The 12268-nt window shown below is 35.4% G+C and carries 11 protein-coding genes and 1 pseudogene; 4 read left to right on the top strand and 8 right to left on the bottom strand.

From position 1 onward, the window contains the following. Positions 1 to 278: 278 nt before the first annotated feature. From lplA to IDG60_RS15525, 6 genes are all read right to left on the bottom strand, one after another. The gene (gene lplA / locus IDG60_RS15500) at positions 279 to 1301 is read right to left on the bottom strand and encodes a lipoate--protein ligase (RefSeq protein WP_000280799.1); all 1023 of its coding nucleotides are present in this window, start codon (positions 1299 to 1301) and stop codon (positions 279 to 281) included. Continuing rightward, the gene (locus IDG60_RS15505) at positions 1279 to 2223 is read right to left on the bottom strand and encodes an SIR2 family NAD-dependent protein deacylase (protein ID WP_206160894.1); all 945 of its coding nucleotides are present in this window, start codon (positions 2221 to 2223) and stop codon (positions 1279 to 1281) included. The genes lplA and IDG60_RS15505 overlap by 23 nt, the downstream gene beginning before the upstream one ends. After that, positions 2213 to 3013, bottom strand: a complete 801-nt coding sequence (locus IDG60_RS15510; RefSeq protein ID WP_000449066.1) for a protein-ADP-ribose hydrolase — start codon at positions 3011 to 3013, stop codon at positions 2213 to 2215. The genes IDG60_RS15505 and IDG60_RS15510 overlap by 11 nt, the downstream gene beginning before the upstream one ends. Beyond that, on the bottom strand, positions 3014 to 3346 hold the full coding sequence (locus tag IDG60_RS15515) for a glycine cleavage system H family protein (protein ID WP_000731878.1): 333 nt from the start codon (positions 3344 to 3346) through the stop codon (positions 3014 to 3016). A 33-nt stretch (positions 3347 to 3379) separates the two neighbouring features. Then, a complete protein-coding gene (locus IDG60_RS15520) occupies positions 3380 to 4381 on the bottom strand; it encodes an LLM class flavin-dependent oxidoreductase (RefSeq protein ID WP_000240063.1) in 1002 nt (333 codons plus the stop codon). 113 nt (positions 4382 to 4494) lie between these two features. Continuing rightward, entirely contained in the window at positions 4495 to 4587 is a 93-nt protein-coding gene (locus IDG60_RS15525; protein WP_001802007.1) for a hypothetical protein, read from the bottom strand. 95 nt (positions 4588 to 4682) lie between these two features. Between IDG60_RS15525 and IDG60_RS15530 the strand changes: the two genes are divergently transcribed. Both IDG60_RS15530 and IDG60_RS15535 read left to right on the top strand, forming a co-directional pair. Beyond that, a complete protein-coding gene (locus tag IDG60_RS15530) occupies positions 4683 to 5882 on the top strand; it encodes an NADH-dependent flavin oxidoreductase (RefSeq protein WP_206160892.1) in 1200 nt (399 codons plus the stop codon). Positions 5883 to 5954: 72 nt separating this feature from the next. After that, positions 5955 to 6782: an alpha/beta hydrolase gene (locus tag IDG60_RS15535; protein ID WP_000136054.1), complete on the top strand. Its 828-nt coding sequence runs from the start codon at positions 5955 to 5957 to the stop codon at positions 6780 to 6782. Between the two features lie 241 nt (positions 6783 to 7023). Here IDG60_RS15535 and lip2 read toward each other — a convergent pair whose 3' ends face one another. Beyond that, positions 7024 to 9099: a YSIRK domain-containing triacylglycerol lipase Lip2/Geh gene (gene lip2 / locus IDG60_RS15540; protein WP_000943819.1), complete on the bottom strand. Its 2076-nt coding sequence runs from the start codon at positions 9097 to 9099 to the stop codon at positions 7024 to 7026. Positions 9100 to 9516: 417 nt separating this feature from the next. Here lip2 and IDG60_RS15545 point away from each other — a divergent pair, with 417 nt between their 5' ends. Beyond that, positions 9517 to 10830 (top strand): YjiH family protein, encoded by a 1314-nt coding sequence (locus IDG60_RS15545; protein WP_001077725.1) that lies wholly within the window; start codon positions 9517 to 9519, stop codon positions 10828 to 10830. Positions 10831 to 10960: 130 nt separating this feature from the next. Here the strand turns inward: IDG60_RS15545 and IDG60_RS15550 are convergent, their stop codons facing one another. Continuing rightward, positions 10961 to 11629 carry an N-acetylmannosamine-6-phosphate 2-epimerase gene (locus IDG60_RS15550; RefSeq protein ID WP_000936718.1) on the bottom strand — a complete coding sequence of 223 codons (669 nt, stop codon included), beginning with the start codon at positions 11627 to 11629 and terminating at the stop codon, positions 10961 to 10963. Between the two features lie 139 nt (positions 11630 to 11768). Here IDG60_RS15550 and rpiRa point away from each other — a divergent pair. Continuing rightward, positions 11769 to 12268 (top strand): annotated as a pseudogene (gene rpiRa / locus IDG60_RS15555) (pentose phosphate pathway transcriptional regulator RpiRA); the annotation flags it as partial.

The raw sequence follows: 12268 nt of genomic DNA on the forward strand, positions 1-12268 counted from the left end.
ATAGCAGTCATTATATTTTGACGTATATAAATAGACTTTAGTAGCTAGTATTTAATCTTACTTATATAAATGAAAATGAATTTATTCCTTTAAAAACTATCATTAACCATTTTCAAATACCCAATCACTAATAAACACAAACGCTATAAATATGATGTCTTTGCTAATTAACTAAATTCATTTTCAATCGTATAATCAAATTACATAACTACATAGTCACCATTTTAAAAGCAAATACACATATTCATTGAGGGTGTGACATTAACGCCTAAACAATATTAACTTAAAATCATCTCAACCAATGATTCTACCGTAACATTACCAAAATAATAAACGATGTCTAATTGCTTTAACTGATGCATTAAATCTTCTCTTGTCATTTTTGTTCCTTGTAATGCTTCTTCCACATCTTTTATATCACCTTGTCCAAAGAAATCCCCATAAATACGACAATCTGCGATACGATTTTGTTCAACAGAAATGGTAATATCTACAGTACCTGATGATAATCTTTCACTTCGATTATATTCATATTTAGGTGACTTCCCATAATTCCAATCCCAATTTTTATACTTTTTATCAGCTAATTCATCAATCGCTTCCCAATCTGCATCCGTTAATTCATATCGTTTCGCCTCTTTAATGTCATCGATTCCCAAAATCTGCGTCACCATTAAATTTTTAAATTCTTCAATGGTTATATCACGATACTTTTCATCCAGTGCTTCTCTAAGATGACCAACACGTGCGCGCACAGATTTAATCCCTTTCGATGCAATCTTTTTGCGATTAGGCTTTAACACTTTATCCATTGCTTCATAATTAACATCAAGTAATAGCGAATAACCGCCATAAATACGATTGTTCATTAATGTCATTGCGGCGCCTGACACTTTTTTGCCGTTCAATGTTAAATCATTTCTACCGCTTTGTATCACATCTGTTGCACCTAATGTATGCAATGCCTTTATAGCTGGTTGATAAAATCGTTGAAAATCACCATAAATTGAAGTGTCTTGTTCTAAAATACAACACATATTAACGGCACCTTTATCAACATACACAGCGCCACCACCAGTATCTCGGCGAACTACTTGAATACTGTGTTTATCTATATAATCTTGATTCACTTCTATAGCAGTATTTTGAAAACGTCCAATTTCCACTTTTGGATCACAATAATAAGGGAATAAAATATCTTCATCTAAAAAGATATGCTGGTTAACATAAACTTGCATAGCCAGTGCAATCGCACCATCAGTAATATATTCTCCATTTCTAATCGGTTCTATTAAGTACATCTTCTGTCTCTCCAATGTTGTTATTTTGCGTTGTACTGTCGTTCCGGAGTGCTGTTGTAATCAATGTTGAGATATCCTCAGTTAAATGTATGGTACGTTCTTGAATTGAATTCGGAATGCGATATGCCTTTTTATTCATCGTCATATAAATTGCATTTTCATTTTTACGTGTCATACGCTGAAAAGGATGCTTCACAAATTGTGGTGTAGTATAACCAATTCCAATTTCCAAATACAACACTTTATCATCTTGATGTTGCTCTAGAAAAGCATTATAACGTTGTAGTTGCGCATGAAATTCAGCATCTTCAACCATGCCAACTTCCGCTTTACGTTTATTCACTTCCATTGGAGCATCACATTTTGGACATCTTGGAATCATCTCCCAAGGTATAAGCATATCTTGTTGCGCAACAACCATTTTACGAATTAAATCATCATTGCGATACGTTTGAGCATGACAATGCTGACTACACTGTTGCAGTATATACTCCCCTTGTATATGAAATACATGAGTCATATCATATTCAGCAGCATCGAAAGCATTGTCTGCATTCGTAGTTATGATATGGTACTGTTTACCTTCCACTAAGGATTTTAATGCGAGATAAGACTGACCTACAGGTTGATCTAAATAATTTAATGTAATAAAACGACTCTCAAATGCCCAATACTCTTGCCAACTGCCATAAGGATGTAAACTCGCTTGCAACATATCAAAGAAGCGATATTTTTCAATAAAATCTGGGAAATTTTCCGTAAAACGCTCTCCTACATATGTAAATCCGTCAGATGCAGACATGCCTGCACCAATTCCAATCACTATCGCATCTGCTTCATCAATCGCAGTACGCAATACTTCAGCCTGCTTTGTCTTGTCATCCATTAACAGAGACATTGCATTCCACTTACTACTCTGCATCACGGTTAAATGCCTCCTTATACAGTTGTAAATCCTTATCTGTAAATACATTGAACACGACTTTCAATGTTGAATTTGTTTCTTTGAGATAGCTTTCTACTGTTCGAACAGCAATTTCTGCTGCTTCATCTTGAGGAAAAGCAAATACACCTGTAGATATACAGCAAAAAGCGACATGATTTAAACTATGTTGATCAGCCAATTTAAGACAGCTAAGATAACATTTAGCTAACAAGTCCTGATTCATCTTTGAAACAGGCAATCGACGTATTTGCGGACCAACCGTATGAATTATATACTTTGCTGGCAAATTATATCCACGTGTTATTTTGGCTTTACCTACACCTTCATTGCGCCCTTGTTGTCGAATGATCTCTGCACAATCAAGTCGAACTTGAACACCCGCTTTTGTATGAATAATATTATCAATGCAGTCATGATTAGCTTGCATACATCCTAGAAAACGACTATTTGCAGCATTAACAATAGCATCGATTTTTAACGTCGTGATATCACCTTGCCAAACAAAGATATTGTCACCTTTTATCGGCTTCAAATCCTTCAAATCCGTAACATGTTGATGATTCAAATCACTTAACATAGCATCTTGTACAGCTAAATATTCATCACTTACAGGTAATGCCGGTCTGACATTTGCCAAGCCTCGATATAATTCCCACAAATCTTCAAATGAAGATGGCATTACCAATACGTCATTGTCATTTCTCTCTCGACGCATATCATTGATTAAATATTCAAGTCTCGCTTTATTTGATTTTAACGTTTCCATTTAAGCCTCCGGTAATGCTAGGAATGCTTCTTTATCGACATCATCCAATTTGAACAACCAATTTTCTTCTGGTTTTTCAGAGTTTAAAATTGTCGGTTCTTCTTCCGCTTTTGTATTTCGCTCAATAATCGTTCCTGACAATGGCGTTTGCACATCAATGACCGTTTTCGATGCTTCGATACTCACAATTTCATCATCCACTTTAACTTCATCTGGACTTACGAATTCAACATAACCTACTGTCCCAATATCATCTTGCAATTCAGGTGTCATACTAAACACATACAAATCTCCTACTTTTTCTACCCATAAATAATTGGCTAACTTTTTCATCTTATCTTCATCCTTTCTCTTCTATTTAAAATGCTACAAATAAATTTCCGCGAGTAATTTTAATGTTTTACAACGCTGTTCAATACCTGGAATAAGCGGTGCTACTAACACCTCATCAACTTCAAACGTAGCAATGAAATCATCTAATTGTGCTTTAACCTGTTCTTGTGTGCCTGCAATGATGCGTGCTTGATGTACTTGAATCATCTCTTTGTCTCGATCATTAAGCTTATACTTTTGTGCTGTGTCTACTGAAGGAAAATGTTCAAATTCTGCAAATTGTAATTTACCTAATAACCAAACATCTAAGGCATGTTGCAATGCTGCTACTTCCGCTTCGTTATCTGCTACAATGACAAATACAGATGCCATCACCTTTGCGTCCATTTTAATCGTTGATGCTTGGAAATGTTTTTTGTAAATATCAATGTTATCCTTCGCTGCATGTATCGCATTTATATCTGGTAGCAAAAATGTTCCAACAGAAAGCCCTATACCTAGTTCGGCAGCTATTTTGGCAGATGTTGCGCTACTACTTAATAACCACATTTCTGGAAAATGATCAATGTGTGGTTGGACACCTAACGTATGCGCACTTGGTTTATCCTTTATTGTAAGATAATCACGTAATAACGAAATCGATTCATCGTAACTATCATATGTAGGATTTATTCCATCTAAAGCTTGCTTTACCATAGTAGTACCTGGATTATTACCAATACCTAAATCAATACGATTTGGATATAACGCTGCCATCATTCTAAAATGCTCAGCAATTTTATAAGGTCGATAGTGCGGCAGCATCACACCACCAGAGCCAACTCGTATGTGATTTGTCTGCGCCAATGTATGCATCATCAAAAGTTCTGGACTACTACACGCAAACGCTGGTACATTATGATGTTCCGTAAACCAAATTCGCTTAAAGCCAAGTCGATCTGCTAATTTTGCAAGTGTCACTGAATCTTGCAATGCCTTTTGTGCATCCTTACCTTCATCTATTAAGGCATAGTCTAATACGCTTAATTTAACCAATCCGTCATCTCCAAACTTATCCTGTCATGTCAAACCGACATAACATTTTAGCGTTCTTAATACCATTCCCTCTTCATATACCCACGTATATGATAACGTTTTTCAATTAACTTTTATATCTTTTCGCCTTTATTTTTCTTTTTCATATTCATATTTTCAGACCTACAAATGCCATTCATTAGTTCAATTTTAAAAATGTTTTCCATGTACCAATTCTATTCTATCAAGACTGTTCATCATTGATTATTCATTCTTTCCATGGTACTTTGAAAACAATATTGAATAGAAAAGGAATCATAGTATGTACCGATACAAACCACTTTTACAATCAATCCACTTACCTAATGGCATCAAAATTTCGAATCGCTTTGTATTATCACCAATGACCGTAAACACATCAACAAAAGAAGGCTATATTACAAAAGAAGACTTGGCTTATGCTGCACGTCGCTCTAATTCAGCTGGAATGCAAGTCACCGGCGCTGCTTACATTGAACCTTATGGTCAATTGTTTGAATATGGCTTTAATATTGATCATGATGCTTGTATCCCTGGATTAACTAACATGGCATCTACGATGAAACAACATGGTAGCCTCGCTATTATCCAGCTAGCGCATGCTGGTCGTTTTTCAAATCAAGCCATTTTAAATTTTGGAAAGGTGTATGGACCAAGTCCTATGACTTTGCATTCACCGATTGAACACGTTGTTATCGCCATGTCTCATGAGAAAATCAATAGCATCATTCAGCAGTATCGCGATGCTACATTACGCGCGATTAAAGCAGGTTTTGATGGTGTGGAAATTTCGATTGCACAACGTTTGCTGATTCAAACATTTTTCTCAACTTTTTCAAATAGACGTACAGACCATTACGGTGCCGACTCATTAAAAAATCGTGCAAGATTATGTTTAGAAGTTATGCGTGCGGTACAAGAAGTGATTGATAAAGAAGCACCTGACAATTTTATTTTAGGATTTCGAGCAACGCCAGAAGAAACCAGAGGCAGTGATTTAGGATATACCATTGACGAGTTCAACCAATTAATCGATTGGGTCATGGACGTTTCAAACATCCAATACTTAGCAATCGCTAGCTGGGGTCGACATATTTATCAAAATACGTCTCGTACACCAGGTGATCATTTCGGTCGACCAGTTAACCAAATTGTCTATGAACATTTAGCAGGTCGTATCCCTTTAATTGCAAGTGGCGGGATTAATTCTCCAGAGTCTGCTTTAGATGCTTTACAACATGCAGATATGGTCGGCATGTCTTCGCCTTTTGTCACAGAACCTGACTTTGTGCATAAACTTGCTGAACAGCGACCACATGATATCAATCTTGAATTTTCTATGGCAGATTTAGAAGATTTAGCCATTCCACATGCTGCTTTTAAAGATATTGTTAAAATGATGGATTATGGGGAAGGTCTAAAGAAGCATACCCGTGACGCTTTACGTCAATTGGAACAGAATTATCATGACTCATCGTCTTAAGACTATTTTTCATGGAAATTTAAGACAGTGTTATAATGACATCAATATCAAAAATAAGGAGCCTATTAAATCGTGACTGAAATTAAATATAAAGTAATTACTAAAGATGCATTTGCATTACCTTACACAATTATTAAAGCAAAAAATCAACCAACAAAAGGCGTTATTGTCTACATCCACGGTGGTGGATTAATGTTCGGTAAAGCTAACGATTTATCCCCACAGTATATCGATATCCTTACGGAACATTACGATTTAATTCAACTAAGTTATCGTTTATTACCAGAAGTAAGTCTCGATTGCATTATTGAGGATGTCTACGCATCATTCGATGCGATTCAATCACAATATTCTAATTGCCCTATTTTTACCTTTGGCAGATCATCAGGTGCATATTTAAGTCTATTAATTGCACGAGACAGAGATATTGATGGTGTTATTGATTTTTATGGTTATAGTCGCATCAACACTGAACCTTTTAAAACAACTAATAGTTATTACGCAAAAATAGCTCAAAGCATAAACGAAACAATGATTGCACAACTCACTTCACCAACACCGGTTGTTCAAGATCAAATCGCACAACGTTTTTTAATCTACGTTTATGCACGTGGCACAGGTAAATGGATAAATATGATTAACATTGCTGATTATACTGATTCAAAATATAATATTGCACCAGATGAACTTAAAACACTTCCACCTGTTTTCATTGCGCATTGTAATGGCGATTATGATGTTCCCGTTGAGGAAAGCGAACATATCATGAATCATGTTCCACATTCAACATTTGAACGCGTGAATAAAAACGAGCATGATTTTGATCGTAGACCTAATGACGAAGCAATCACTATTTATCGTAAAGTTGTTGATTTCTTAAACGCTATAACAATGGTGTAATATATCATTATTTTAAAAAACTCAATTTATCATCATGATAAACAGTTATTCGATCAACCATATTATTCATACAATTTATTAAGCTCATAAACAGATACGCCTGTCCCTTTAGTTTTCGCTAATGAGACAGGCGCTTTATTTCACTTTACTATTTTGAAATTCAACACTGTGATGCTACTTATATCTGATGTGCCATGATAACAGCACGATTTACATAGCCTATTAAATTCAGAAGATGAATTTAACTTGCTTTCAATTGTGTTCCTTTACTTTCAGTCGCTTCCACACGCAACAAGTCATTTATAATACCTGTATAGAAGTTGGCAAGTTCTGCACCTTTACGTTTGAAATCCAGGAAGTCCACACCGATAAAATCGACATGATCCCATCCTTGTATGATTGGTTTAACTTGCCAGATACCTCTGCGTGTGGCAGGTTCATCATTCGTAACATTAATAAATGGTTGATTGGATGGATGTAACGACGAAATCACTGGTACGACACCATCATTTTTACGCCATTCTTCTCTTGCATCATGACCAATAATTCTACTCGTTGTATCCATTAAGAAAAATGTACCTAAATCAGGATTTTCATAACCTAATGGACCAGTATGTGAAGACACACCTGTATAAGTCGTATACGTAATATTAGGATTCATACTTGTCATGTTGTTCAATTTTGCAGAGCCATCTAACGTTAAATCATAGGCAGCATTATCGTCTGATGTCCAAATTTTGCTTTTACTAACGCGTTTTATATAGTCAATGTAACTCTCATTTGGTAATTGTTTAAAGCCCCATTGCGTTAATCCTAAATCGATATTCGAATACTTGTTACCCATAAATCGATTTAAAGCGAACATGATTTTTCTAACAGCTTCTGTATTTCCAAACTTATCAGCTGCTTGTGAACCATTATGTGGTGTTGCTAATGTTGTGATTGATGCAACCATATTGTTATGACCACCAGTGAATAATGGTGATATTTCTCCACCATGCGCTTTATGATAGGCAATTTCTTCTTTGTTACCATTTCTTAAAAACTCTTCCATTAAACGAATTGTTTGACCACCCATACTATGCCCTACAAGATGTACCTTTTTACCAGGTTCCCAATTAGGCATGATTCCTTTATAAGTCTTACCATAGCGCTCATGTCCGTATTTAGCTGCATGTGCTGCGCCATAATCTACGCGACCACCTTTAATGTAATAATAAAGTTCTACAGCGCGATCATAGTTACTACCAAATGCACTTACACTTGCTTGATGTACATTATAGCCTTGCTTTCTCAATTCCTCGATAACTTTAAATTTATTTCCACCCCAATAATTTGGATATAAAGCAGGTGCATTATCGCCTACTAATCCTAAAAATCCATGTACAAAAACAACTGGATATTTGTTAAGTGGTTGTACTTGATTCGCTTTAAGTGGTCGAACCTTTTTAGCATCTGCTGCTGCATTTGTAGTCGAACGTGTTTTAGGCGCTTGAAGCGCATCTTTGATTAGTTGTTTATTATCAGTATTTTTATCTGTCGGTTTCTCTGGGGAATTTTGACCATCGATATGTTTACTTAAATCGCCAACTTGTGGTTTCTGTTCACTTTGGCGAACAGTATCATCTTGCTTTGCATCTATGATTTGATGCGCGGGTTGATGTGTATCTTGTTGATTTGGATGTTTGTCCGTGGTTGCATCTTGTGCTTTTGTTGATTTAGGTGCAGTTTTATCATTAGACGGGGGTGTAGTTGAAGTTGGTGCTGCTTTATCATGATTGGGTAATACCTTTTGTGCCGGAATGGATGGTTGTGATTTATCAACATCATTCGATTGTGACGTTGTCGATTGTGATCCATTACGTTCAGCATGATGGGTATTTTGAACCTGATCATTTTGACGTTCAGTATTATTAGTCGCATTATTTTGGTGTGACTGTTTAGAACCTTGTCGTTCAGAATCTTGCTTTACTTGATTATCATTTTGCGTTCTGATTGTTTTACTATTTTGTGTTGATTGATGCTTCGATGATTGAAGCGTGTCTTTACCTTCTGTCACTGTTCCACTTTTACCATTCTCTTTATGCATATCGTCTAATTGCTTTCCTGACTGCATTTGATGTGACGTTATCGCGTTCCCTTGTTCTCCCGGTTGATTTAGTGTTTCTTTTTGTGCCGCTGCATTGGACGTTGGTGTTTTTTCCGAGGCTTGTGCTTCATGTGATGACACAACAAACATTGTAGCCGCTAACACTGACACCACGCCTATTGAATACTTTCTAATACTATACTTTCTTTCTTCTTGTCCTCTTAACATATAATCACCTCAAAAGTATTTTTTTGACCCCCTCTTGAGAATGAAAAACAACTGCACCTTCAATATAACATGACATATATTATTTTTTGATTAAGACTACAAAATTAATAAAAATTTAATAATACGATATTAAATCGATACTAATCATTTACAAATATGTGCATTTCCAAATAATTTATAAACACTTTTAGTTGTGGCGTTGAATCAACACAACAACATTTAAGATAAATATTTTATTAAGTAATATAGTTTCAATCTATATATAATTAGTTAATTTGTATTGGTATGAAAATAATTCAAACTATACAATTATAGTAAGTTTTCAGATTTTTCTAAATTAAAATAATGATTCATCTCATTAAGGGGAAGATGCATCATACAGTTTTGTGTATTCATTTAAACAAAGGGGTTGCTTTAATGAATCAATATCATTCTAATGCACAACAACCAAGTGCATGGCGTTTTTTTGTCTATAGTTTAGTGGGCATACTATGTTTCTTTATTCCTTTTACGATTAATGGTAACAACACTATTTTCGTCGATCATGTTCATCTAGCCATTCGCTCAATCATAGGTCCACTTATGCCCTATGTTGCACTGATTATGATTTTAATTGGTACAGCGTTACCAATAGTGAGACGTACTTTTATGACTTCAATCACAAACTTGGTCATTACATTATTTAAAGTTGCAGGTGCAATGATTGGTATAATGTATGTATTTAAAATCGGTCCATCAATACTATTTAAAGCTAACTATGGTCCGTTCTTGTTTGAAAAATTAATGATGCCATTAAGTATCTTAATTCCAGTAGGTGCAATTGCGCTTTCTTTATTAGTAGGCTATGGCTTATTAGAATTTGTCGGTGTTTATATGGAGCCTATTATGAGACCTATTTTTAAAACACCAGGAAAATCCGCTGTCGATGCAGTAGCTTCGTTTGTCGGCAGTTATTCCTTAGGATTATTGATTACTAATCGTGTCTATAAGCAAGGGATGTACAACAAACGAGAAGCCACGATTATTGCGACTGGCTTTTCAACAGTTTCAGCAACTTTTATGATTATCGTTGCTAAAACTTTAGGGCTAATGCCGCATTGGAATTTATACTTTTGGATAACTTTAGTCATCACATTTGTCGTGACTGCAATTACTGCATGGCTACCGCCAATCACCAATGAATCAACAGAATATTATAACGGACAAGAAGGAGAACAAGAAGTTGCTATTGAAGGAAGCAGACTGAAAACTGCATATGCAGAGGCGATGAAACAAAATGCATTAACACCATCTCTCGTGAAGAACGTTTGGGACAATTTTAAAGACGGTTTAGAAATGACTGTTGGTATTTTGCCTTCTATATTATCGATTGGTTTTTTAGGACTGATTGTAGCGAACTATACACCATTCATTGATTGGCTTGGCTATATATTCTATCCATTTATTTATATTTTCCCAATTGCTGATCAGGCTGTACTTGCAAAAGCGTCAGCGATTTCTATTGTAGAAATGTTTCTACCATCTTTGTTAGTAACTAAAGCTGCAATGAGTACTAAATTTGTCGTCGGTGTAGTAAGCGTATCAGCCATTATCTTTTTCTCAGCATTAGTGCCATGTATACTAGCAACTGAAATTAAAATACCTGTCTGGAAACTCATCATCATTTGGTTTTTACGCGTGGCATTGTCGCTATTAATCACCATCCCCGTCGCTTTACTTATTTTTGGATAATTCAAATTGAAAATAAAATCACTATCGTAAACAAACAAAACGAGATGAACCCATTACATTCATTCAGCCACCTAAGATAATTAGGTACCTTTAATTAATGATGGTCATCTCGTTTTTTTATCGTTATCATTTAATCTTCCATAACTTGAACAAAACGTTTCGTAATTTCTTTTGGTCGTGTTATCGCACCACCAACGACTGAACAATGAACGCCTAAGTCCATCACGCGTTTATACATATCCGGTGTAATGACATTACCTTCCGCAATAACTTTTGCATCAACACTTTGTAGTACATCTTTTAGAAATTGGAAGTCATTTTGATAAAGTAATTGTCCTTGCGTATAACTAGTATAGCCATGTAACGTCGTGCCAATATAATCAAAGCCAAGTCGTGCGGCATTTTTAGCTTCTTCAACGGTCGCGATATCAGCCATGATTTCAACGTTCGGTGCATGTGTTCTAATATATGATACTAATTCGTCTAACGTTTCTTTCGGACGTTGCTGTAACGTTGCATCCAATGCAATGACTTCACATTGGCTTTCTATCAGTTCATCAACTTCTTTTGACGTTGCAGTAATGAAAACATCTGAGTGATCATAGTCACGTTTCACAATGCCAATAACTGGTAAATCTACCGTTTCTTTAATTGCTAAAATGTCTTCCTTAGTATTTGCGCGAATACCAACAGCACCACCTTCATACGCAGCTAATGCCATTTTCGACATAATAAAAGATGAATGCAATGGTTCATCTGCTAGTGCCTGACAAGATACTATTAATCCATGTGGTAACATTATTCCTCACTCCATAAGTCGTTTTTTCACGTAAAGTCATTTACAATATATCATTAAGATAATTTTTATCAATGCTTTTTACTATCTTGAAAATATTTTTCATATATAATAGTAATCATTAAGATGAAGGGGTGACACAATGAAATTTGAGAATCGTGTTCAACGTTATCAACATTTATTTACAAAAACTGATAAACGCATCGTCAATTATATAAGACAAAATGGTTATAGCGATGCCTTTTCAACGATTAACTCCTTAGCCCATGCGATTGGTACATCACCAGCAACGATGACACGCTTTAGTCATAAGCTAGATTATGAGAATTTCCAAGATTTAAAATTTAATATTCAACAAGAAATGACAGAGACAGTTATTGAAAATAGCCCAATTATTCAAAGAATTCATAAATATCATCAACAAATCATTCAACAAACTGGTGAATTTATTGATAACGACATTATCCAAACCTTTATCGACAAACTCCAATCAAGTCGACATATACTCTTTGCTGGACTAGGTAGCTCTGGTTTATCAGCGACTGAATTTTATTATCGTATGATTCGTATGGGGCTAAAAGGTAATGTTACTACCGATTCACATTTAATGAAAATATCGGCATCCCTACTATCTCATTCGGA

The sequence above is a fragment of the Staphylococcus sp. EG-SA-2 genome (assembly GCF_017152085.1).